Origin of the sequence: Termitidicoccus mucosus (assembly GCF_038725785.1) — a bacterium.
Classification (GTDB): domain Bacteria; phylum Verrucomicrobiota; class Verrucomicrobiia; order Opitutales; family Opitutaceae; genus Termitidicoccus; species Termitidicoccus mucosus.
In genome coordinates, this window is sequence record NZ_CP109796.1 from 2875266 (window position 1) to 2899356 (window position 24091).

Genomic DNA, 24091 nt, shown 5'->3' on the forward strand with positions numbered 1-24091 from the left:
CGCGTGTTTTTTGGAATGGACTTCCCGCTGTTTGACATGGACGATTTTATTGCATGAAAAAAACAGGCATGCGTGGGCGGAAAGTGATTCCCGCCGGCGGCGCCGGGAAGTCATCCGCCGGGGCCGGTGACGGCGAGGGTGCCGGCGCGGGAGGCGTCGGGCGGGCGCGGATGGCGGACGGTTTTCCGGGCGAGCGGCTTGTGATTTTGCCGGAGGCCATCGTGCGGCGCGCGGGAAAACTGCCGGTTTGCCGCGACATTCGCGTGACGCACATCGGGCGTTTCGACCGCGTGCTCGGTCACTACGTGGACAGGCCGGCGGGTTGCGCGGGGTATGTGCTGATTTTCGTGCTGGACGGGCGCGGGAGCGTGCGGGTCGGCGGGAGCCGGCTGCGGTTGCGGCGCGGGCACGGCATCATTTTGCCGCCGGGGCGCGCGCACCAATACGAGGCCGACGCGCGCGAACCGTGGTCGGTTTTCTGGGTGCATTTCACGGGGGAACGCGCGGCGGATTACGCGCGGGCGATGGCGGGGGTGCGCGACCACGGGCGGTTCTGGGTGGCGGACACGGCGCCGGTGGCGGAGGCGTTCGAGGAGTGTTACGGGCACACGCAGGGCGCGTGCGCGGACGCGGACATGACGGGGCTGGCGACGGCGTTCATGCGGCTGGCGGGGCTGTGCCTGACGTTGCGGAGGCCGACGAGCGCGCGACGGCGCCGGGCGGAGGAGCGGGTGGCGCGGGGCGTGCGTTTTTTGCGCGCGAACATCGGGCGGCGCGTGTCGCTCGGCGAGGTGGCGCGGGCGGCGGGGGCGTGCGTGTCGCATTTTTGCGCGTTGTTCCGGCGGCAGGTGAATTGCGCACCGCTGGAGTTTTTCGCGCGGCTGAAGATGCAGCGGGCGGCGGACTTGCTCGCCGGCACCGGCGCGCGGGTGGCGGAGGTGGCGGACGCGCTGGGTTTTGATGATCCACTGTATTTTTCGCGTTGTTTTCGGCGGCAGATGGGCGCCAGCCCGGCGGAGTGGCGGCGCAACACGCTCCGCCCGCACGCGGGTGCGCGGCGGCGGGGGTAAGCGCGGGCAGCGGCGTGACGGGCGCGAGGTGACGCCGGCGCGGGGCCGGAGGGGGACGGGGGCGCCGGCGCGTTTTTGCCTACGCGGCGGGGTTGGCATTGGCGGTGCCGCCGCCGATTTTTTTCGCGACAAATTCCTTCAGCGCCCCGACGGTCTTGATCTCCATGATCTCGGCGGTTTCGACCCGCACCTGGAAGAGATCCTCGATAAAAAACACGGTCTCCGCGACGGCGAGCGAATCGTAGCCGAGGTCCTCCATGAGACGCAGGTCGTCGGTCATGGGCTGGTCGGTGGGTTTCGGCATGTGGTCGCGCACGGCGGCGAGGATCACGATCTGGAGCGCGGCGAGGTCACCGGTGGCGCGAAAGCGCGCGTAGGCATCGCGGATTTCGGGTGGAAAATGTTCAAGCTTGTCGGACGGGTCCGGGGTTGACGGAGGTGACTGCATGCCCCGCAGCGAAAGCCATCAGGGGGAGGCGGACAAGCTTGGATTACGAAGAAGTTATGCCAACGACTGTTGAAAAATGACTTTATGATGGAGGGACGGCCTCCGTGCCGTCCGCATCCACCCGCGAAGGACGGACGGCACGGAGGCCGTCCCTCCATGACATAATGGCAGGGCAATTCCTTCGAGGCAGGGCTGCTACTCAGAAATCGAGTGTCATCGAAACGAGAAAGGTGCGGGGATTGCCGATGCTCGCGTAGCCGGCGGCGGCCGACGACCAGTAACGCTCGTCGAAGACATTGTCCACGTTGACGCGGAAGGTCACGGGCACTCCGGCGAGGGCGGTTTTGTAGCGGGCGCTGATATCCCAGCGAATCCAGTCCGGCACCTCGTAGGCGCCGGCGGCATCGACGTATTGTTTCGAAGTGTAGATGCCGCGCAGGGCGAAGGTGAGCCCCTTGGCAAAGGCCGCGTCCCATTCCGCGCCGAGGTTGAGCGAGAAACCGGGGGCGCCGGGCGCGTCGTTGCCGTCGTTCGCGCCGCCGTCGGTTTTGCGCAGCGTGGCATCCATGAGCATCGCACCGCCGAGCACGCGCACGCCCGCGAGGACCTCGCCGATGGCGGTGAGCTCGATGCCGCGATTGCGCTGCTCGCCGTCCAGCGAGAATATCGTGGTGACCGGGTCGGTGGTCCCCGAGGGCTGGGTGATCTGGAAAAAGGCGAGCGTCGCCAGAAACGTGCCGAAATCGGCCTTCGCGCCAAACTCGTATTGCTCCGCGCGGGAGGGCGCGAACACTTGGTCGCGATTGGCGGCGGTGGCGGGCGGCGTGGGCGCCTGGTGCAGGGCCTGCATGTAGTTTCCGTAAAGGGAAATGTTTTTCCACGGCTTCACCACGATGCCGCCGCCGGGCGTGAAGGCGTCTTTGTTGTAGTAGGAAGTCAGCGAGCCGTCGTTGTAGTCGAAACCGGAGACCCGGATTTTCTGGTAACGCACGCCGCCGACTACGGCCACGCGCTCGTCGAGAAACGTCATCACGTCGCCGAGGGAGATCCCGCCGGAGGTGGTCTCGCCCGTGACGGAGGGATGGTCCATGTTGCCGCCGACGAGGGTGAGGGCCGGTTTGGCGAGCCGCTCGGGACGATAGATGTTGGTGACGGCTCCAAAACCGCCCATCGCATAGGCCGCGCGTTTCTTCATATGCGCGGCCGAGTAGCCGAGCGTGAGCTTGTGTTTTACCGCGCCGGTCTCGAACGCCCCGCGCAGGCCGAATTGGTAGCCGAGGTTGTTGTCCTTGTAGGGAACCTCCATCGCGCCGAAGGTCGCGTCACCGGCCTCGTTGGTCACGGTGGGGCTCGAATAGATGCCGTGCTCGTCGTTGGTCGAGCCGCCCGCGCCGGCATACGCGGTCAGCCAGTCCGTGAGGATGACCTCGGCGCTCATCATGCCGAAATAGCTTTCCAGATAGGAGTAGTTCCAGTCCTGCGCGTAGTTTTCGCTCCCGTCCGGCGCCTCGAGGATGCGCCCGGCGGGCATCGCGATCAGCACCATGTTGCGCCCTTGGTCGATGCGGTGGTTTTGATACGCGAGGTCGAGGGCCAGGCGCACGCGGTCGGTCGTGTAATCGAGCGCCAGGGAAAACAACCCCTGCTCGCGATGCTCGTCCTCGATGGCGGTCTCGCCGTCGCGATAAACCCCGTTCAGCCGCGCGCCGAATTGCTGCTTCGCGCCGAAGCGCCGCCCGAGGTCGATGTGCCCGCCGGCGAAGCCGTCATTCGAGTAGTCCAGCGTGAGGCGCGTGAGCGGCTGGGCCGCGGCGCGCTTCGGGCGGATGTTCACTGTCCCGCCGATGCCCGAGCCCCCGATCGGCACTCCGTTCACCAACGCGGTCGGCCCTTTGAAAATCTCCACCGAATCGATCATCTCCGTCGCCGTCACCTGACGGGGCAGAGCGCCATACAAGCCGGCATAGGAAATGTCGGAGTTGTAGAGCACGAACCCGCGAATCGAAAAAAGCTCCTCGAAATTGCCGTATCCGTAGGCCGGGCGCGAGGACGGATCGTTGATCAACACATCGCGCAAGGTCCGCGCATGCTGGTTCTCGATCAGGTCGGACGTGTAGCGGCTCGCGCTGAACGGCGCGTCCATCACGTTGAGGTCGCCCAAAAAACCAAACTGCTCCTCGGGCGCCACCAAGCCGTCGCCGAAGAGCTTGGAATCGCTCCAGACCTGAAATCGCTCCATTTTGACCACGTCGGCGTCCGGTTCATTGGGGACGGCTTTATCGGCGCCCGGTCCGGCAAACGCAGCCAGCCCCGGCAGCAGACCAAGACAGGCAAGTATGATTTTACAGTGCGATCTATTGTTTATCATATTAGACAGAAAAAAGTTATGCGTATGGAAAAATGATTTAAGGATGCAGACTCAGTATCAATTAATAAGTTGAGAATGATTCTCTAGTCTGGAGTCAACTGCCGATTCCCGCGATGCCCCACCAAGAAGCCCGGCTGCTGCGATCCCTGTTTGCGCCTGTTATCAGTCTCGCCTAATCGTCGGCAGTCTTGAAGGACGGCTAATCGGCGCAGGCCGTCGCTTGGTTAAGTGGCACGGGCGTCCCGCCCGTGGACGATGTGAAGCGCCGCCTGTTTAGGCATCGGGACTCGGCGGGGGGCCATCGCATGGGCGGGTCCCCGCCACCCAATCTCACGGGCGGGACGCCCGTGCCTCGCCAGCCTCCGCGTAACATCCATCATCTGGATTCTTGAAAGAGCAACGGCATCACTCCTCCGGCTTGAGCGTGTTGAGCGGTTTGAGCCGCCGCAGATCGGGCACGAGCCACGCCACCAGCAGCACCACGACCACCGTGCCCGCGCCGCCGAGCGTGACCGCCGCCACCGGGCCGAGCAGCGCCACCATGATGCCGCCGCGAAGCGCGCCGATCTCGTTGGACGAGCCGATGAACACCTGGTTCACCCCCGTCACGCGCCCGCGCAGATGGTCGGGCGTGAGCAACTGGATGAGCGACTGGCGCACGACCACGCTGACGTTGTCGCACACCCCCGTGAGCAGCAGCGCCGCGAGCGAAAGCGCGTAGTTTTTCGAAAGCCCGAAGGTCACGATCGCCGCGCCGAAGCCCCCCACGGCCCACAACATCGCCGCGCCCGGACGCCGGAACGGCCTCCGGTGCGCCTGCCACAACGCCATGCTCACCGCGCCGATGGACGGCGCCGCGCGCAGCCACCCGAGCCCGATCGGCCCCACGTGCAGGATCTCCTTGGCGAACACCGGCAGCAGTTCCGTGATCGCGCCGAGCAGCACCGCGAACAAATCCAGCGTGCTCGCCCCGAGGATGGCCTTCTTGCGCCAGATGAATTGCGCCCCGGCCAGCATTGTCCAGAGGGAACGGCCCTCCTTCGCGGGCTCGGGTTTGTTCAAATAACGCACCCGCAGCAGCAGCACGAAGAACAGCAGCCCGATGGCCGCGTCCAAAAAATAAACCGATGCAAACCCGAACCACGCCACGATGAACCCGCCCAGCGCCGGCCCGGCCACCGTGGCCGTCTCGAACGTGGTCGAATTCCACATGATGGCGTTGCTGAGCTTCTCCTTCGGCAGCAGCAGCGGCAGGATGCTCGCGCGCGCCGGCCACGTGAGCATGCGGATGACCGCCTGGATGAACAGCACCAGGTAAATGAGCGGCAGTTCCGGGTCGGTGAAATTCAGCCCGCCGCTCCCCACCTGTTTTTCAAACACCAGCGCGATGCGCAGCAGCACGCGGTTGCCCCAGTCGAGCGGAGCCCAGTGCGGCATCCAGTCGTGCCCGAGCGCGAGCAAGCCCAGCACCAGCGAGCACACCGCCGCGCCAACCGCGCCGAGCGAGATGATGCGCTTGCGGTCGCAACGGTCGGCCAGCAATCCCGCCGGCAACGACAGCGCGATGAGCGGAATGACATTGATGAGCCCCATCAACCCGAGCGCGGTGGCGGAGTTCGTCCACTCATAGATCTGCCAGCCGATGGCGATGCTCACCGCCTGCCGTCCGAACAACGACAGGAAGCCGCCGATCATGAAATCCCGGTAATTGCGCACCCGCAGCGCGGCATAAGGGTCGTGATAATAAGTGGAGCGACCGGAGTCTGACATGGAAAACCGCCGAGCCTAGCACCCTCCCGCCCGCCTGCAAATTCAACCTTCGATTTTATTTAACCACGGAGGACGGATGGCACGGAGACCGGAGGGGCTTTTGTCTCTCACAAAGGCACAAAGAAGGAGAGGCGCCTTTCCCATTCCTTTGTGCCTTCGTGCCTTTGTGAGAAAATATTTCCCTTGTTCATTAACACCACTGCTCTGTGGTTAAATTTTTTTGTTCTTAATTCTTGATTCTTGATTCTTAATTTTCCGCCATGCGCGTCACCCTCGTCCATCCCGCCGGGTTCAATTTCGTGCCGGGCCAGCCCGACTTCACCGTGCTGGCCAACCGCATGGCGCCCATCGGCATCCTCTCGCTCGCCGCCTGGCTGGAAAAACACGGGCACCACGCCGCCGTCCACGACTGCCTCGGCCCGCTCGCGCCGCGCGGCCTCGACGCCAACGTCGCCGCCATCCTCGCCACCCGGCCCGACCTCGTCGGCTTCTCCGCCACCACCGCCGGCTTCATGGAGGCCGCCGACCTCGCCGCCGCGATCAAGGCGCGCCGCCCCGAAATCAAGATCGTCTTCGGCAACGTCCACGGCTCCGCCATCGGCGCGCCCCTGCTGCGTCATTTCCCCGAAATCGACTGCCTCTGCCTCGGCGAAGGCGAGGGCCTCATGCTCGACCTCGTCGAAGGCCGCGCGCCCGCCGGCATCCCCAACCTCGCCTGGCGCGATCCCGCCACCGGCGAGATCAAGACCAACCCCCGCCGCGCCCGTATCCAGGATCTGGATTCACTGCCCTTTCCCTCCTACGGGAAACTCGCCGGCTTCCCCTCCGGCTATCATCTCCCGCTCTTTTCCTACGTCAGGCGCTGGGGCGCGACCATGATCACCTCGCGCGGCTGCCCCTACACCTGCTCGTTCTGCGACCGCACCGTCTTCGAGCGCCTGCACCGCTACAACTCCGCCGCCTACATCTACGAACACATGCGGCACCTGCGCGACCGCTTCGGCGTGCGCCACATCAACATCTACGACGACCTCTTCACCGCGCACAAAAAGCGCGTTTACGAACTCTGCGAACTGCTCATCAAAAAGCCGCTCGGCGTCGGCTTCAACTGCGCCATCCGCACCGGCCACGACGACCTCGAAATGCTCCGCCTGCTCAAGCGCGCCGGCGCGCTCATGGTCTCGCTCGGCGTGGAGTCCGCCGACCCCGACATGATGCGCCGCCACAAGGCCGGCGTCACGCTCGACGCCGTGCGCGAGACGGTGGAAAAAATCCACGCCGCCGGCCTGCGCGCCAAAGGGCTGTTCATCTTCGGGCTCCCCGGCGAGACCCCGGCCACGGTGCGCGCCACCAGCGACTTCATCCTCTCGCTCGACCTCGACGAGATGAACATGACCAAGTTCAGCCCGCTCTACGGCGCGCCCATCTGGGACGAATGCGCCGGCGGGCGCGAAGGAGAACTGCACGAGGACTGGCGCCTGATGAACTGCCTGAATTTCATCTATCTGCCGAAAGGCTTCGAAAGCCGCGAGGAAATGGATGCTTTATACAACTGGCACGTGCGCCGTTTTTATAACAGCAAAGGCTACCGCCGCCGTTTTTCGCACCGCCTCTGGCAGCACCGCTGGAGCCTCTGGCACCTGCTGGCCAACATGCCCCGCGTTTTTCAGGCCGCCCGCTACTTCAACGCCAATAAAACCAAACTCGAAGCCGCCAAAAAGGATTTTCCGCTCCACCCCCGCCAGCCCATGAACCTCCGCGCCACCCTGGGCGCCGAACTCCAGGCCGACGCGCGGGCGTAGGGCATTTTTCGCTCAATGGGTCGCAAACGCCAAAAGTATGGCGCGGCAGCGCCGGTAGGGCGAAGCCTCCGGCTGAGCCGAGGCTCGGCAGGGACGCCTCGCCCTACCATTTGGACCAATGCTGAGAGGAAATACTATAAAAGCGCCTTGCCGCCCGCACTTGCCGCCGGCCCTGCCGCACCGCGTGGATAACGCTCCCGCAGTCCTGCCGGAATTGAAGCCCTTACTCCAAACAACATGCCACCGAGAAAACGAAACAGCCTTTGAACTCATGACCATCCCGCCGGTGCGGCTTTTGTCCCCTGCAAGGCAACCATAAAATTGTCCGAAAAAAATAAACTCCGATTGTTTTCACAATATAAGATCTTGTAAAATAAATGGAATATGATTTTTTGGCATTCGCATTATGGCAAAATCACCACCATTCTCAAGCGTCACTCATGCTGCACTGAGTGCAGCTCAATAATACTGTTAGGTAAAAGAAAAAGATGAGCATCGCTGGCATAATAATTCGCGCGCTTGGTATAGCCATTGCAACTGTATTGATTGGCGACAGTCTATATGGCGCAGTTACTTTTCATGACGGAATTATACCAGCAGTAGCGTATGTTAGTGTGCGGGTTTTTATTTGTCTTCCATTTATCGTTCCGTGGCGCGTCGTAAAGACAGGTTGGATTAGAGTGCTTATTTATACCATATTATGGCTTGATATCGTTATTGCACTTGTAGCCGTATGCACACTGCCATCTTTACAGTTTCAGGGTGTAGAAGTAGTAGCCCGGCGTGTTTTGTATACGTCGATAACACTACTCATCATAGCTGTAGCGAGCCTTCCATTGATGCGGCGCACATTCTTCCCACGGAAGAAAGAAAGGACCTAACCAGCCAGAACCAACGCGGGTGGACGATGGCTCTGCAATTTAACCTCGCAGTCTGCGCGTGGCTCATCTAAGGACATTTGACGCAGGAAGCCTGCGCCGGCCTTCTACTCACCTTTTATGAAAATACCTCTGATATTAACTCTTCTGGCTTCGTGCGCCCTTGCCGCAGCGCCGGCACGAAATTCACATCCGGGGCCGCAGGTCCTCAACGTCGAGGCGCGGGCGGCATGCGAAGAATGGTTGAAACAGTCCGGCTACGAACCGGACCGCTATGTTGTCTCGAAATTCGCCAAATACGACTTAGTGCTCCTGGGTGAAACGCACGAAGTGAGGGAGAACTGTGAGTTTGTCGCCTCTCTGGTGGCACCGTTGTACAATGCTGGAGTGCGAACGCTCTGCTCAGAATTCATCTGCAGTTGTTACAACGATCGGCTGGCCGAAATCGTTTCCGCAGAAAGTTATGACGAGTCGAGCGTGGTGGGGCTGTTTCGGGGCGGTCCATGGCCGACGTGGGGTTATCAGGAGTACATGGACATCGTCCAAGCTATCTGGGCATTTAATCGTAAACTCACCGCGGACGCGGAACCGTTCCGGATAGTCGGCATCGACGCCGACTGGAAGCAGTTCGATCTACTTACGAAAAGGGAGGCTGAAAGGTTCAGGATCGTTCAAGCACGCGAGGAACATATGGCCGCTGTCATCGAGCGCGAAATCTTCAGCAAAAACCGAAAGGCACTGGTGCATATCGGATTCGCGCACACGGTCCGGCATGGCGAGCGTCTGGCCGCGAGACTCGCGCGGAAGCATGACGAGCGCATATTTCAAATTTGCTTGCATCACGAGATGCCGGGAGGTGGCCGTGCTCGCAACTTTACGAAATTCATCGAGGAGACCATTGCAGGGGCGAACGGAGCGGCCGTGGGATTTGATGTCGTCGGCACTCCGTTCGGTATGCTCCGCGACGATCAAGGCCTGTACTTCCGCATGCTGGGTCCGAACAGCACGTTTGATGACTTTGCCGAGGGGTATGTGTTTCTCAAGCCGATGCAGAAATTGACGCCCGTAACCTGGGTGAAAGGTTTTATTGTATCAGACACCTTCGCGGAAGCGAAGGCAGTGGCCGAGAAATTGCATTGGGTTGAGGAAGGAAGTTGTGCGACGCCGGCAGACTTGGATGCCGCGCTGGCCGCGCGTTTAGCCAAGCGACAAATGACGAGCGCGGTCATCAGGCAGTCCCGATGAAGTCGCCGGACAAGGCACCAGCGCCAAAAGAGAAGACGGATGACATCGATTGCAGAAGTATTGTCGTTTTTCCGGCGGGTTACATCGCTTCGTTTTGATGCCCGCAGTGAAGCGGCGACTGGTTGGGATGGCGTTGGCAGTGGCACGGTTGCCGTGTCCGAGCCGATGGATGGCGTTATTATATTCAAAGAATCCGGCACCTGGCATCCGAATGATATGAGCCGAGTTGGCGTTAGTTTTAAGAACGCGTTTCGCTGGACAGCAGTTGGCGATATGTTGCGATTGGAGCATTTGCGCTTTGGTTCTGAGCATCCGGTGTTGTTATTCGACATGGCTCACCAGGGGGATGGACGTTGGAGAGAAGTTAGTCCGCACCAGTGTCGGGACGATTGTTATACGGCATCGCTGATACTCGACGGAGGGCGGCTTTTATTGGAATGGTCCATTATTGGGCCGCGCAAGCGGGAATACATTCGTTATACTTATTGGTAGTCCAGAGTTTAGCCTCGCAGTCTCCGCGTGGCTCATCTTTGATGTCCGGGAAAAACGACATGACGAAATCCGATATTGAAAAACTGGAAGAGCGGTTGCGGCGGGCGATGATGGCCAGCGATGTCGCAGAGTTGGATGCGCTCATTTCCGAGCGGCTCGTATTTGTTCTATACGACGGCACTTTGCTTACGAAGAGAGATGATCTTGATACGCATCGGTCGGGCAAGATTCGGATTGACACATTGACGCCTTCCGAAAGACAGATTCAGCTCCATGGGAGCGTCGCCGTCGTGGTCGTTCGCATGGCGGTTGCCGGCAGCCATCAGGGCACGCCATTTTCCGGCGATTTCCGATACATGCGAGTCTGGCATCTTGAAGGAGAGCAAGCGCAAGTCGTCGCCGGCCACGTGAGCGCAATAAAATGAAGACCAAAGATACAACAAAGGGAAGCTGCCTATGCGGGAGCGTATGCTTTGAAGCTGATTTGCCACCCGTTCGGTTTCAGTATTGCCATTGTATCTCGTGCCGGAAGACGACCTCCTCCGCGCATGGAGCATTCTTGTTCTTCCTGCCGGAAAGGTTTCGATGGATCGCAGGCGAATCAATGATAGAACGATTCACCGACCAGCAGTCGAATCCCGGATATATGCGGTGGTTTTGCAGAAGATGCGGCAGCGCCGTGCCCCGCTTGAGCCGAAACAAACAATATTTCGTGATTCCCGCCGGGCTGCTCGATGACGATCCACTCGCCAAACCCGAGAGAAATATCTTCTGGGATGAGCGGGCACCGTGGCTGCTCAATATCGATATGATCCCGAAGTTTTCGGAAGGCATCGATTCCATCATTCGCGAAACCTGAGGAGCCTAAGCGCGTTTACCAAAAAGAAAATTGAGGAAGTCTGTTTTGACACAGAGGGCACAGAGCGCGGCCCACAGAGGCCACGGAGGCCAAACCTGAAAAGGTCTTTTTTCTCTCTGTGCTCTCCGTGTCAGAGCTCTGTGTTCTCTGTGTCAAAACAGACTTCCTCTGCCTTTTCGCGTCTTTGTGCCGACTATTTTGTTAGCACTCTAAAGCTCAGGGCGCAGATGGATATTCCAAATGGTGCTTGGCCCGGCCAGGCGTATGCCGCGGTGGTTCACGCGCCGCCTCGATGAGACCCGATGAATTCCTTTGGTGATTGCCCCGTCTCGCGGCTGAAGGCCGTGCTGAAGCCGCTGGCAGACTCGTAGCCGACGGCGAGCGCCGTTTCGGCAACCGGCTTCCGCTCGCGGGCCAGCAGGTCTCTGGCAACCGCGAGTCGCCATTGCAGCAAATAGTTCAGCGGCGTCCGCCCAATCACTCGGGCAAAGCGTTCCGCGAAGGCGGACCGGGACATGCCGGCCTCGCGGGCGAGCGTGGCGAGCGTCCACGGCCGGGCCGTTTTCGTGTGGATGGCGCGCAGGGCGGCCGCAAGCCGCGGCTCCCGCAGTCCCGCCAGCAATCCGGTCGCGGTCACTCCGGCCGGGACGGATCGCAGCGCCTCGACCAGCATGACTTCGATGAGGCGGGCCAATACAAGCGCCCGGCCGGCGCGATTCTCGCGCGCCTCCCGCCGGATGAGTTCGACAATGGCCGCCACGCTGCCGATTGACGGATCGGCTGCGCGGATGCGCAGCATCCTCGGCAAGGAATCCAACAGCATCGATGCGTTGATGGGATCGAAGGAAAAGTATCCCCCCAGCATGCTGACCGACGGTTCCTTCGTCGCGTCGCCGTGAAAAACCTCTTCCGCCTGCCGTTCGGACGGGGCGAGCTTCATTGCGCTTGGTTTGACCTTCGGATCGCTCGCCATGGTGAATCCAGGCATGGCCGGAAACAGGACGAAATCCCCCGCATCGAGCATCGTCGCGGGGATTCCATCGACGGCCAGCCAGCACGGCCCTTTGAGCACAAGCGCGAAACTCGGCTGCCCAAGCGCCGGATAGCACACGCCCCAGCGCCCCGCGCCATGGATGATTTTGGTTCCGACGGCTTGCGGTCTCAGGAGTGTGACGATGGCGGCCAGGGCATCCATTTTGGACGATCTGAAATGTATTTTGGATTTTCCATTATGGCAAGTCCGGAAAACCCTGCTAACATAGGGGATCACCGAGAAACATATATGAATACAAAAAACACTGTTCTGCTCACCGGCTGCTCTTCCGGCTTCGGCAAGGCGGGCACCGCGCACTTCCTTGCCCGCGGCTGGAATGTCATCGCCACCATGCGTTCGCCCAAACCAGGGCTGCTTGAAGACAGCGACCGGTTGCTTGTCGCATCCCTGGACGTCACCGATTCGGGGAGCATTTCCGACGCCATCTCGAAGGGGATGGAGCGGTTCGGAAAAATCGACGTCGTGGTGAACAATGCGGGGATCGGCATGTTCGGGGCGCACGAGGTCGTGGCCGACGACGTGATCCGGCAGGTGTTCGAGACAAATACCTTCGGCGTAATGGCGGTGTGCCGCGCCATTGCGCCTCACATGCGCGAACGCGGTTCGGGCACGATTATCAACGTGACATCGAGCGCCGGCATCGCACCGATGCCACTGGTCGCGGTTTATACGGCCAGCAAGTATGCGGTCGAGGGTTTCTCGGAATCGCTCGCCTATGAGCTCGGGATGTTTGGCGTGCGGGTGAAGATCGTCGAGCCGGGGCTCGCGCCATCGACGAGCTTCGCGGCCAATTCCGGCGGGCGCTGCGACAATATGATTCCCGCAGCCTACGCCGACTATGCGGGACGCTACCTCAAATCGATGCAGGAGTATCCCGCCGCCTATACCACTGCGGAGGATGTCGCGGAGGCCATCTATGCGGCCGCGACCGACGGACGCGACCAGCTTCGCTACCCGGCTGGCGCCGACAGCGTCATGCTGGCGGAGTTGCGCCAATCGCTTCCCGAGCAGGAATTCATGACCCGCATACGAACCATGTTCGGAGGCGCCCCGGCAAAGTGAGTTTCCCTTGCCTCGCTTGCTCCGGGCATGGCTTAGGGTCTGTTTTGACACAGAGGGCACAGAGCGCGGCCCACAGAGACCACGGAGGCCAAGCCTGAAACGGTTTTTTCTCTGTGCCCTCCGTGTCAGAACTCTGTGTTCTCTGTGTCAAAACAGAATTCATTAAACCGTGGCCGTCCCTCCATTTATAAATGCGGCCACTATATTGGACTCGCGAAAGTGAGCGAATCCGACAAACCATGCCTTATGAAATCGAAGCATTATACGAGCGGATTGGATTTTGACGACCGCAGCCACGTGGTTTTTATATAAACGAAGGCGGGTAAAATCATGGCACGCCATGTCGCTTTTCTCCGGGGCGTGAGCCCGATGAATGCAAAGATGCCGGAACTGAAACGGTGTTTCGAATCGGCCGGATTTGTTGACGTCAAAACCGTGCTTTCGAGCGGCAATGTCGTATTCGACTCCTCGTTGCGTTCCCTCTCCGGGATCGAGCGCAAGGCGGAGGCTGCGATGGCGAGGCACTTGGGCCGCGCCTTTCCCACAATCGCAAGGACCGTCGGGGAATTGCAGAGGATGATCGAGGCCGATCCGTTTGCCCGGTTCGATCTTCCCGCAGAGGCCAAGCGTGTCGTCACTTTTCTGCGCAAGCCGTGCGGGGCGATCCCGCGGCTGCCGATCGAGAAGGAGGGCGCGCGCATCCTCGCCCTGGAGGGACGGGAGGTCTTTACCGCCTATGTGCCCAATCCCCGCGGTCCGGTTTTCATGAACCTGATCGAAAAGGCATTCGGAGCAGGGGTGACCACGCGCACCTGGGAGACGGTGAGGAAATGCGCACAGGCGTAGTGATTCGGGGTTTGCTTCGGTTTGTCGGAGCGTCGGCGGGGATCCCGTCGCTGCAATGTCCCGGGATCTTTATATTATTTTCGAACGAAATTTATATTTAGGTAGGGCGAGGCGTCCCGCCGAGCCGTTGGTCAGCAACGGCTCGGCGGGACGCCTCGCCCTACCTTGATAAGTCTATAATGGTTCGAAAATGGTATTATTTGAATGTATATGAAACAGTGAAGCGCACCGAGCGGGGGTCGCCTTCGATGACCGAGGTACGGCTGCCGGCGGCGAGCACGTAATCCTCGTCGAATAGATTGGCCACCGACAGGCGGGCGATCCAGTCGGCGCGGCGGTAGGATAAGCCGAGATTCACCACCGTGCGGCTGCCGACCGTGAACGTGGGCTGGCTGGCGGCAAAGGAGCCGTCGGGCAGCGGCCGGGTGGTGGTGTAGCCGGTCGCAGTGTCGCCGGCCACGTCGCCCTTGTAGTCAACGCCCACGTTCACGCCGAAGCCGGCGAGGAGGCCGTTCGTGAAACGGTAATCCACATAGGCGCCGAGGCTGCGGTCGGGCACCCCGCGCACGCGGACATCGGTGACGGGCTGGCGGATTTCGTAGTCACTGTAATTGAAGAAGACGGTCAGGTTTCTGTTGTAGGAATACCTGGCCTCGAATTCCCAGCCTTTGGATTTCAGGTTCAGGTAGAGCGGATTCGGGAAATCGGGCGGCGGCGTTATGCCCTGCGAGACGAGGGTGTAGAATTCGCTGTTGGGGACCGGATAGTTTTCCTGCTCGATGATGAAGTAGGCAAACGAGGCGGTCAGCGTGTTGTTGAGCAGGGCGGTTTTCACGCCGAACTCGTTCTGGTTGCCCGCGGCGACCTTGAGCGAGGGCGCGTTCTTGCCCGCGCTGAGCGAGCCGGGCATGGTGCCGCCGGATTCGTTGTAGCCATAGAAGAAGGAAAGCTCTTTTAGCGGCTTGACCACCACGCCGCCGGAAAGCGCGGTGTCGGACAAGTTATACGAGGGCGTGGTGTGGCCCAGCGTCGGGTCCCGGTCGGTCGGGCCGCTGTCGGTGCGCGTCAGCTCGCCGAAGAAACGCGACACGCCGCCGGAAAGCAGGATGCGGTCGCCGAACAGGCCAAGGGTTTCGAAGATGAAGAGCTGGAGGTCGTTTTGCTTGGCCTTCTTGTCGGTGCGGTTGGTGTCGGTGGGCGCGGGATAGACGCGCGGGGGATAGGTGATGGCGCCGAGGTTGTCGGCATGGACATCGGGACGCGCGCCGGGCGGAGTGGCGATGAAGCGGACGACGGAGGTGTTGGCGGCGAGGCCGAGCAGCGTGGTCGATGTGCCCCAGGACGGCTGGAAGCGGATGGCGTATTCGTTTTTTATGTGCCCTTCGGTGTATTCGAGGTCCACGGAAGTGGCGCTGCGGCTGTATATATATTCCGACGCGTCGGGCAGGGCCAGCGGCGTGCCGGCGAGCGTCACGGTGCCGGTCGTGTCGGCGTTGTAGGCGGCGGTGTTCCAGATGACGCCGGGTTCATACAGGCCGGTGAAGGGGTTGCGGCTGCCGGTCTCGGTGACGGTGTTGCCGAGCGAGTCGAGGTATTTTATGGCCGCGCCGGTGCCGCCGGCGTCCTTGCGGCGCACGTGATCGCCCATGACATAGAGGCGCATGGTGACGCGGCTGCCGAGGGTGGAGAGCAGTTCGGCGCTGACGCGTTCGGTGGAGCGGTGGCGGGAGTCGCTGTCATCGCCGAACGACCAGTCGCGCGGGAGCCCGGCGGCGCGGCGGGCGGAATCGCGGGTGCCGACATGCGGGTCGAGGGGCAGGCCGCTGAGGTTGGTCTCGCGGTTGTCGAGAAACTCGGCCTTCAGGATGAGCTTGTGCTGCGGCGAAAGCCGGAGGGAGAACGACGGCGCGACGAGCCAGCCGTGCCGGTATTGGTTTTTCGCGTAGAGGTCGTCATACCACCACGCGGCGACGAGGCGGGCCGCCATCGAGCCCGCCGGGTCGAGGACGCGGTTGATGTCAATGTCGGCGCCGTTTCCCATGTATTGGGCGAGCCCGCCGGTGACGGTGATCTGGTTGTAATCGAGCGGCGACTTCGTGATCGGGTTCATCACGCCGCCGGGACTGCCGCCGGGCACGAGGATGGCGTTGGGGCCCTTGATGATCTCGATGCGCTCGATGTTATAGGGAGCCAGCGACATGCTGTAGCCATCGGCGCCGGAGATGACCGTGCCGTCGATGAATTCCTGCGAGACCTGAAAGCCGCGGATCTGGTAACGGTCGCCGCCGTAGGGCAGCGTGGATTCCACGACGGGCGTCACGTATTTGGCCACATCGAGCATGCGCGGCGCCTGCGTGTCGGTGAATAGCTGGCTGGTGACGACGGAAATCGTCTGCGGGACATCCTGCAACGACATGGCCACGCGCGTGGTGCTGAGCGCTTGGTGGGACTGGTATTCGCTGACGGGTTTTTCGGTGATGGTGAACGTGGGCAGGTTCACCACTTCGTCGCGGCCGGCGGCGGCGGGCTCCTGCTGGGCGGAAACGATCAGCCCGGCGGATGCAAACGCGCACAGGGCGCGGAACAATAGAGCGGTGCGGCGGAGGCCGGGTGCGGAAGGATGGGGAGGCATAGGCATGGCAGTGCGTGTGGGTTGGTTGGGATGAAGAAGGGGGGAAGGAACGAAAAACCGCGACGGGGCGGTTTGCGCGAAAGCGGGACGGGGCAATGCACATCAGAAATTCTAACCGGCAAGATTAGATAAAATCATACAGTAAATCAGCCTCGCTCCGGATTTGTTATTATCTTATTTATAATTAATATTTTATATAATAAAAATGGCGTTTCTCCGACTCGCGCATAGACTTCTCATCGGCTCGTGAGTGCATTTGAGAGACACTTTTTGTGGTCGCTTCACCGCCGCACCTTGTTGCTTGCACGTTGTGCGGCCAACCGCCTGAGGGATCTTTGCCTCGATCCGGCCCGACATCGCGCGGGAGACGAATGCGTCCGGTATCTCCACAACTTCGGCAGGCGTTTTCGTGGTCATTTTAGGCAGGGTTTTGAGGATAATCAACACTATATAACGCTGTATAGAGTTACATAGCGCGGAACTTGCAAGCATTTTTTTTCGAATTTTGCTACCCACTGAAAATGAAAACCAAAGACAGGATATCCGCGACGCTCCCGGACTACATTATCCAGGAAATCGAGAGATGCGGAGCCCTGCTCGAACTCACCAAGGCGGAATATCTCACCGCCATCGCCAAGAAGTGGTTTGCGGACGGCACCCCGCCAGTGACGCCGGAGGAAATCATCTTGCGCAAACAAGCCGAAAAGCAGCCCAAAATAAGTCCGCAGAAAAAGATGATTTAGCCGGAATTATTCCGGCTGGAGCATTTTTCGTTTATTCTATCGCAACAGGCAGGGGCGGTTCGCATATCCGTTTGGCGTGACCACAGCTTTGCGCGGCAGCGGGCAGCGCAGGGGCATCCTTGCCCGCCGTCATTCCGAGCAAAGCGACATCCTCAATCGAAGGCGCGCAGCCGCCGGAAAAGAAAGCTGCGCTGTGCGCGACCGTTTTGGGATCGCAGGCAGGATGCCCGCGCTACGACATGCCGGCGCGCATCCGGCGGGGATGCCGTATCGATATGCGTTGCCCAATCCACGATTTCACGGGAAGGCCGCGTGGAGGGGGTTGGCGGAACGATGGCCGCCATGATGTTTTGCCATTTTGCGCGCTCAGCACCTGGCTGGCCGGCCGGTTCGCGCGCTTGCATAGACGGCGTCGATGATGCGCATGAGGTTCACGGCCTGGTCGGGCGTGTTGAGCGGCTTCTCGCGGCCTTCGATCGCGGCCACAAAATTCGCGGCGGCATTCACCCGGCCCATGGTCTCGTCGGGAGGGACGATGATGCTGCGGTTCACCGGCAGTCCGTTTTCCTGCGCGTAGAGTTCGCAGGTGTCGGTCGCGGTCTCGTCAATGCCGTCCTGCCCAAACAGCCGGCGCACAAGCCCGCCAGCTTTCACGCCCTGGAACGCCACCGACACTTCCTCGCGCGCGATGAGCTCGGCCCACGACATTTGCAGCGTCACGACCTGGCCGGTCTTGAAGCGCACGAAGCCGTGGCAGGCGTTTTCCACGTCGGTCACGCCCTTCGCGCTGTCGGGGATGCCCCACGGTCCCTTGAAGGACTTGTCCGTGATGAAGTCGGAAAAGGTCTGCGCCAGCGCCCACTCGGGCTCGGGGTAGCCCATGAACCAGAGCGCGAGGTCGAGCATGTGCAGCAGGTCGATGACCGGGCCGCCGCCGGAGAGCGCCTTGTTGGTGAACCAGCCGCCGAAACCGGGGATGCCCGTGCGGCGCACCCATTTGGCCTGGGCGGAATTGATGCGCCCGGCCGCGCCCTGCGAAATATACTCCATCATCGCCCGCGACTCGGGGCGGGCGCGGTTGTTGAAATCGAACATGAGCACGCGCTTTGCCTTTTCGGCGGCCGCGGCCATGGCGCGGGTCTCGCGGGCGTTGAGCGCGGGCGGCTTTTCGCAAAAAACATGCCGGCCGGCCTTGAGCGCCTGGAGCGCGAGCGCCGCGTGAAACTTGTTCGGCACGATGATGGAGACCGCGTCGAGTTCCGGGCACTGCTTCAACATCTGCGCCACGTCGCCAAACGCGCGCGCGACGCCTTCGCGCGCGGCGGTCTTCTCCGCGGCGGCGAGGTTCATGTCGGCGATGGCGACAATCTCCGCCCCCGCTTTTCTGAAACCCGCCGCATGATATTTCACCATGCCGCCGGCGCCGATGATTCCGATTTTTGTGCTCATGATTTAATAAAGTTTAAGTTGGAAGTTGAAGTTGAAGTTTTTGGAGCGCGTTGAAGTTGAAAGCACAAGCTCAAGAAGAGGGCGCCGGCACGGCGGCGGCTGCCTCAACTTAAACTGGCCGCGCAGCGGCTATTGGTTCTTTTTGTCGAAGGCGGCGTCGAAGGCGACGGTGCTGGGCGGGAAATCGAGTCTGCGCACGAAGGCGGCGGACTCGGTGGCGCCGTGGACGCGGTCCATGCGCACGTCCTCCCACTCGACGGAGAGCGGGCCGTGGTAGCCGGTGTCGTTGAGCGCGACGATGATGTCCTCGAACTTGATGTCGCCGTGGCCCGGCGAGCGGAATTCCCAGAAGCGGCGCGGGTCGCCGAAATCGGTGTGGCCGCCGAACACCCCGACTGTGCCGTCGCCCCGGCCCCACCACACGTCCTTGATGTGCGCGTGGTAAATGCGGTCCGCGAAGGCGCGGATGAATTTTATATAATCGACGCCCTGGTAGCCGAGGTGCGAGGGGTCGTAGTTGAAGCCGAAGCGGCGGTGGTTCTTCACCGCGTCGAGCGCGCGCCGCGCGGTGGCGATGTCGTAGGCGATCTCGGTCGGATGCACCTCGAGCGCGAAGTTCACGTCGCACTGCTCGAACACGTCGAGCACGGGCAGCCAGCGCCGCGCGAAATCCTCGTATCCCTTTTCCCAATATGATTGCGGCGTGGGCGGGAAGGCGTAAAGCGTGTCCCATATGGACGAGCCGGTGAAGCCGTTGACCACGGCGGGAAAGAGCGCTTTGCCGGGGCGGGCGTCGAAGAACTTCCGCGCGGCGCGGGCGGTGTCGGCGATGCGCGCGGCGGCGCGGCGGCGCACGCCCTCGGGATCGCCGTCGCCCCAGACCTCCGGCGGCACGATGGCGCGGTGGCGGTCGTCGATGGGATCGCAGACGGCCTGGCCGACGAGATGATTGGAGAGGGCGTGGCAGGTGAGCTCGTGGTCGCGCAGGAGCGCCCATTTGTCGCGGATGTAGCCGGGCGACGAAAGCGCGGCGGCGACGTCGAAGTGGTCGCCCCAGCAGGCGAGCTCAAGTCCGTCGTAGCCCATCTTGCGGGCGAGCGGCGCGAGTTTTTCCAAGGGCATGTCGGCCCACTGGCCGGTGAACAAGGTGACGGGTCTGGGCATGGGTTTGAGGGGACTGGCGGTTGGAGAGGCGGGTTGGCTTGGGAGATCGGCGTGCTTTCCTCTTTATTCTTTCTCTTTATCTTTCTCCACGGACTTATGGCAAAAGGGGGAGAAAGAGGAAAGATAAAGAATAACTGATGTTACGCGGCCAGTGGGATTTTGTAGGGCCTGACCTTGCGTCAGGCCGCGCCAACGTGGGAGCCCGCGCAGGTAATTCGCGGCCTGACGCAAGGTCAGGCCCTACGCGGCGCGTAACATCAGAGAATTAAGAGGAAAGAACGTCCGGGTCATCGGGTTACGGACAGGAAAATTTATTGGCGCCGAAAAGCAGCAAGAGGGATTTTGTTCAAGGGTTCAGCGTGACGGGCGGCGAAAAACGCAGGCGGAGCAAGTCGAGAAACATTCGCGAGCCGTGACGCAGGGCGCGGACGGTGGAGTGCGGGGCGTCGGTCCAGTCAACGGGCATGGCGCGCAGCTCGCAGCCCAAGCGCGCGGCGAGGACGAGCACTTCCACGTCGAAGGCGAAGCCGTCGATGCGCTGGGCGGCGAAGATGCGCGCGGCGGCGGCGGCGCGAAAGGCCTTGAAGCCGCACTGGGTGTCGTTGGTTCGGATGCAGGGGAAAAAGGACCGGACGCAGAGGTTGAAAAGACGGCTGAGGCGCACGCGGGCGCGGGGCTGGGCGGCGAGCACGCGGCTTTGCGGGTGGCGGCGGTCGCCGATGATGATGCCGGTGTCGGGATGCCGCGCAAAGAGCGCGAGCATGTGCGGAACGGCGGCGGGGTCGGTGCTCAGGTCGGCGTCCATGTAACAAACGATGTCACCCCGGGCGCGGCGGATGCCGGAGCGGACGGCGTGGCCCTTGCCGCGTTGAGGGCCGTTGTCGATGGCCTGCCAGCAGGCGTGCCGCGCGGCGATGTCGCGGGCGAGGGCGAGACTGTCATCGGGGCTCGCCTCGACGACGAGCAGGACTTCATGCGGATGGTCGAGCGCGCGAAGCGCGGCGGACAGACGGTTCATCGACGCCGCGAGGCGGCGGGTTTCGTTGTAAACGGGGATGACAATCGAAAGCACTGAGGGGAAATCCCAAATCTCGAAATCCCAAATCCCCAAAAAATCTCAAATCACGAAATTCCAAAAATCCAAGAGACATATATGCCGGGGTCTTCCTGAATTTTGCCCATTGGGATTTGGAATTTTTTTGGGATTTGGGATTTGCGCCCGGAGGGAGCCATTATTTGCCCCAGACTTCGACCTCGATGTAGTGATTGGCGGTGTTGGCGGTGTTGCCGTTGCTGTAGAGCCGCACGTAGCGGCCCGCGACGGCGTTCACGGGGATGACGCGGCCTTTGTTCGTGTCGATGTAGGCCTTGTCCTTGCCCGCGCCCAGGCCGGCGGAGTTGTCGTGGTCGTTGTTGAAGACCGTGGTCACGCCGGCGAGGAAATCGGGGTCGTTGGAGATCTGCACGATCACGTCGCTGTAGGCGCGCGCCTGGGAGTGGAAGTGCCACACCGCGATGGCGGAGATTTTCGCCTCCTTCTCCAGGTCGATCTGCACCCATTGCTTGCCGTCGCCGAACTCGACGAAGCAGCCTTCATCGGAGTCCTTGTCGCCGTCGGTGACCTGCTCGAGCATGCCGATCACGGGAAACGCGTCGGAGGCGGTGACGGGCTTGCCCTGCGCGAGGTTGGTCGAGCCCTCGGGGATCATCACGGGCGGGCGCTTGGCAATGTCGTCGGCGGTCTCGAGGTTGGCGACTTTCACGGCAACGGGCGTGCCGGCGAGCTTGGGCTTGGGCAGCGTGGTCTTGAACGGGACCATTTTTTCCTGCGCGCTCATCGAGCACGCGAGCATCGCAACAAGGGCGGAGGTGATCAGCAGGTGGATTTTTTTCATGGTGAGTCGGGAAAGAAGATCAGTAACCGCGAAGGACGCGAAAAACGCGAAGTGATTTTTCATATCCTCTGCTTTTCTTCGCATCCTTCGTGTCCTTCGCGGTTCATAAAATGATTTTGGTTTTCGCGGTTTATGTCAGATCACAAAATCCTCGGGTTTGAAGGTGATGAGTTTGCGGGCGGCGGCGGCCGGGTTGACGTGGTAGATGGGAACCTCGCTGATGTAGGCGTGGCGTCCGTCGCAGGTGAGCCGGGTGGGTTTGCCGTCGTAGGCGGGGGCGCCGCGGAGGGTGTCGAAAAAGTTTTCGAGATGCGGCTGGTGGATGGGCTTGTTGAGGATGCCGGGAACTTCGTAGGCGGCGAGGGCCTTGGTTTCGCGGATGTCCACCACGCCGCTTTTTTGCTCGGGCTCGGGCGCGGCGGCGGCTTTGCGGAGGAAATTTTTCTGCACCCACGGCTCCCAGTCGGGGGCGCGGTCCTCGCGGAAGACTTTGGTAAGTTTCGGGTTTTCCGAGATGGTGATGCTGCCCTCGTCGCCCATGAAGTTTTCAAAGTAGCCGCCGCCGGAGCTGGTGGCGGTCTGCACCTGGTAGAAGGCGCGCGCGGTGCCGTGCGGCAGCGGGAACTCGTAGACGACCATCACGTTGTCATACCATTCGTGGGTCTTGTAGTAATCCACCCCGCCAGAGGCGAAGACGCTGGAGGGGTTGACGCCGAGGAACCAGGCGAAGATGTCGATCTGGTGCGCGCCGAGGTCGGAGATGGGGCCGCCGGAGAGGTCGCGGAACCAGCGCCAGTTGCGGAACTGGTGCATGTCGCGATAGCCGTATTTTGCGAGGATGTCGGGCTTGAGGGCGTAGGCCTTGGGCCAGCCGAGGTCGTCGGTGACGGCGCGGTTCCACTGGGCGTTGGCGCCGACGAACTTGCCCTGAAGCTTGGCGGTCTGGATGAGGTTGTGATAAACGCGGAGATAGCGGGGGTTGCTGCGGCGCTGGTGTCCGATCTGGAGGAGCTTGCCGGAGGCGTCCATGGCCTCGACCATTTTGCGGGCGCCCTCGATGGTGTTGGACATCATTTTCTCGCAATACACGTGGAGGCCGGCGCGGAGGCAGGCGACGGTGTGGGGCGAGTGCCAGAAGTCGGGGGTGGCGATGATGGCGGCGTCGAGGTCCTTTTCCTTGGCGAGGAGGTCGTCGAGGTCGGAATAAACGTTCACGTCATGACCGGCTTTCTTGAGCTTGTTGCGCCCGTATTGCTGGGCGTAGGGCCAGATGTCGCAGATGGCGCGGAATTTCAGGCCGGGGATGTTGAGCATCGCATCCATCAGGATGCGGCCCTGGGCGCCAAGGCCGACGAGGGCGAGGTTGAGCTCGGAGTTGGGCGAGCGTCCGGGCTGCGCGATCGCGAAGGGCGCGCGGGCGAGGACAAAGCCCGCGCCGGCCATCGCGCTGGTGGCGAGGAAACGGCGGCGGGAAAGGAGCGGGGCGGCGGCGGTGCCGCTGGTGGCGGCGGGAAGCGGTTGGTCGGACATGGGCGGCGGAGAGTGGGCGATTGATTGCGGTTGGGGCGGCGGCTGGAGCGACGCCAGAGCGCCGGCGCGTGATGGCGCCGGCGGACCGGTCAGCATTTTTTGCAGAGGCACCAGCGGTCGTGCTCGGCCCATTTGAGGGCGAGGGCGATCATGATGACGTGGACGCCGAGCATGGCGGTGCCGAGGACTTCGTTTTGGCCGCCAAGCAAAATCATGCCAACGGTGAGGGAAACATACACGAGCCCCATGAGGAAGAGGGTGAGGCGCGTGGCGATGCCAAGAAGGAGGGCGATGCCGAGGATGATGAGCGCGGGGCCGAGGGCGTAGCCATAGGCGGTGAGCATCCAGCCGGGCATGAGGGGCTGGGCGCGGAGGCCCTCCTCAAGCGAGGGGGCCATGCCGTGATAGTGGGAGAATCCATAAACCTTGCTCTCGACCTCGCCAATGGCGCCGAACTGGTCGGTGATTTCCTTCTTGGCGGTGCCGGCGAATTTTTCGAGCGCGGTGAGAAGGGCGCGGACTGCGAGCCAGAGGCGCAGGACAATAAAGCCAAGCGATGCGCCCGAGGGCAGGCAACGGCAGCATGAAGAACCGGAGGTGGTTGATTCTGTGTTGGTCATGGGGAGGATATGGTGAAAATCGGACCGGAGCGGCGGGCTTCAAAGCAAATCGGGTCCGGCAGACTGGACGGACACCCTGTGCTTTCGCAATACCGGAGCCGGGCGGGCAAGTGATAATTATTTGGATGACTAAAGTGTATAAAGGCGGCTGGGAATCGACGGGA

Annotated in this window: 20 protein-coding genes; 9 read left to right on the forward strand and 11 right to left on the reverse strand. The window is 61.7% G+C overall.

Annotated elements, in window-relative coordinates:
- Positions 1-53: 53 nt before the first annotated feature.
- The gene (locus OH491_RS10020) at positions 54-1070 is read left to right on the forward strand and encodes an AraC family transcriptional regulator (RefSeq protein WP_084442395.1); all 1017 of its coding nucleotides are present in this window, start codon (positions 54-56) and stop codon (positions 1068-1070) included.
- Between the two features lie 79 nt (positions 1071-1149).
- Here the strand turns inward: OH491_RS10020 and OH491_RS10025 are convergent, their stop codons facing one another.
- The 3 genes from OH491_RS10025 to OH491_RS10035 all read right to left on the reverse strand — a co-directional run bounded on the left by OH491_RS10025 (position 1150) and on the right by OH491_RS10035 (position 5656).
- Entirely contained in the window at positions 1150-1518 is a 369-nt protein-coding gene (locus OH491_RS10025; protein WP_068771535.1) for an acyl carrier protein, read from the reverse strand.
- A gap of 199 nt (positions 1519-1717) precedes the next feature.
- Positions 1718-3886, reverse strand: coding sequence for a TonB-dependent receptor (locus OH491_RS10030; RefSeq protein ID WP_084442394.1), 2169 nt, complete (start codon positions 3884-3886; stop codon positions 1718-1720).
- Positions 3887-4291: 405 nt separating this feature from the next.
- Positions 4292-5656, reverse strand: coding sequence for an MFS transporter (locus OH491_RS10035; protein ID WP_068771534.1), 1365 nt, complete (start codon positions 5654-5656; stop codon positions 4292-4294).
- Positions 5657-5916: 260 nt separating this feature from the next.
- Here OH491_RS10035 and OH491_RS10040 point away from each other — a divergent pair, with 260 nt between their 5' ends.
- The 5 genes from OH491_RS10040 (at position 5917) to OH491_RS10060 (ending at position 10932) form a co-directional block, all read left to right on the forward strand.
- Positions 5917-7458, forward strand: a complete 1542-nt coding sequence (locus tag OH491_RS10040) for a B12-binding domain-containing radical SAM protein (protein ID WP_068771533.1) — start codon at positions 5917-5919, stop codon at positions 7456-7458.
- A gap of 998 nt (positions 7459-8456) precedes the next feature.
- The gene (locus OH491_RS10045) at positions 8457-9581 is read left to right on the forward strand and encodes a hypothetical protein (protein ID WP_068771532.1); all 1125 of its coding nucleotides are present in this window, start codon (positions 8457-8459) and stop codon (positions 9579-9581) included.
- A gap of 39 nt (positions 9582-9620) precedes the next feature.
- Positions 9621-10073, forward strand: coding sequence for a DUF6314 family protein (locus OH491_RS10050; RefSeq protein ID WP_145928943.1), 453 nt, complete (start codon positions 9621-9623; stop codon positions 10071-10073).
- A 59-nt stretch (positions 10074-10132) separates the two neighbouring features.
- Positions 10133-10498, forward strand: a complete 366-nt coding sequence (locus tag OH491_RS10055; protein WP_068771666.1) for a nuclear transport factor 2 family protein — start codon at positions 10133-10135, stop codon at positions 10496-10498.
- On the forward strand, positions 10495-10932 hold the full coding sequence (locus OH491_RS10060) for a GFA family protein (protein WP_068771531.1): 438 nt from the start codon (positions 10495-10497) through the stop codon (positions 10930-10932). Before OH491_RS10055 ends, OH491_RS10060 begins: the two co-directional genes overlap by 4 nt.
- Before the next feature lie 277 nt (positions 10933-11209).
- Here the strand turns inward: OH491_RS10060 and OH491_RS10065 are convergent, their stop codons facing one another.
- Positions 11210-12127 carry an AraC family transcriptional regulator gene (locus OH491_RS10065; protein ID WP_068771530.1) on the reverse strand — a complete coding sequence of 306 codons (918 nt, stop codon included), beginning with the start codon at positions 12125-12127 and terminating at the stop codon, positions 11210-11212.
- Between the two features lie 87 nt (positions 12128-12214).
- On the opposite strand from OH491_RS10065, the gene OH491_RS10070 reads away from it, so the two are divergent.
- Entirely contained in the window at positions 12215-13048 is an 834-nt protein-coding gene (locus OH491_RS10070; RefSeq protein ID WP_068771529.1) for an SDR family oxidoreductase, read from the forward strand.
- A 330-nt stretch (positions 13049-13378) separates the two neighbouring features.
- Positions 13379-13894 (forward strand): DUF1697 domain-containing protein, encoded by a 516-nt coding sequence (locus OH491_RS10075; RefSeq protein ID WP_068771528.1) that lies wholly within the window; start codon positions 13379-13381, stop codon positions 13892-13894.
- 196 nt (positions 13895-14090) lie between these two features.
- On the opposite strand, the gene OH491_RS10080 is transcribed toward OH491_RS10075, so the two are convergent.
- The gene (locus OH491_RS10080; protein WP_145928942.1) at positions 14091-16532 is read right to left on the reverse strand and encodes a TonB-dependent siderophore receptor; all 2442 of its coding nucleotides are present in this window, start codon (positions 16530-16532) and stop codon (positions 14091-14093) included.
- 515 nt (positions 16533-17047) lie between these two features.
- On the opposite strand from OH491_RS10080, the gene OH491_RS10085 reads away from it, so the two are divergent.
- Complete coding sequence (locus tag OH491_RS10085; protein WP_068771525.1) at positions 17048-17269, forward strand: hypothetical protein; 222 nt, start codon at positions 17048-17050, stop codon at positions 17267-17269.
- Between the two features lie 366 nt (positions 17270-17635).
- On the opposite strand, the gene OH491_RS10090 is transcribed toward OH491_RS10085, so the two are convergent.
- The 6 genes from OH491_RS10090 to OH491_RS10115 all read right to left on the reverse strand — a co-directional run bounded on the left by OH491_RS10090 (position 17636) and on the right by OH491_RS10115 (position 23927).
- Positions 17636-18718: a Gfo/Idh/MocA family protein gene (locus tag OH491_RS10090; RefSeq protein ID WP_068771524.1), complete on the reverse strand. Its 1083-nt coding sequence runs from the start codon at positions 18716-18718 to the stop codon at positions 17636-17638.
- 129 nt (positions 18719-18847) lie between these two features.
- Entirely contained in the window at positions 18848-19882 is a 1035-nt protein-coding gene (locus OH491_RS10095) for a sugar phosphate isomerase/epimerase family protein (RefSeq protein WP_068771523.1), read from the reverse strand.
- 346 nt (positions 19883-20228) lie between these two features.
- Entirely contained in the window at positions 20229-20954 is a 726-nt protein-coding gene (locus OH491_RS10100) for a glycosyltransferase (protein ID WP_334319485.1), read from the reverse strand.
- Positions 20955-21114: 160 nt separating this feature from the next.
- Positions 21115-21777, reverse strand: coding sequence for a discoidin domain-containing protein (locus tag OH491_RS10105; RefSeq protein ID WP_084442418.1), 663 nt, complete (start codon positions 21775-21777; stop codon positions 21115-21117).
- A 135-nt stretch (positions 21778-21912) separates the two neighbouring features.
- Positions 21913-23307 (reverse strand): Gfo/Idh/MocA family oxidoreductase, encoded by a 1395-nt coding sequence (locus OH491_RS10110; protein ID WP_068771521.1) that lies wholly within the window; start codon positions 23305-23307, stop codon positions 21913-21915.
- 89 nt (positions 23308-23396) lie between these two features.
- Positions 23397-23927, reverse strand: coding sequence for a hypothetical protein (locus tag OH491_RS10115; protein ID WP_068771520.1), 531 nt, complete (start codon positions 23925-23927; stop codon positions 23397-23399).
- Between the last annotated feature and the right edge of the window lie 164 nt (positions 23928-24091).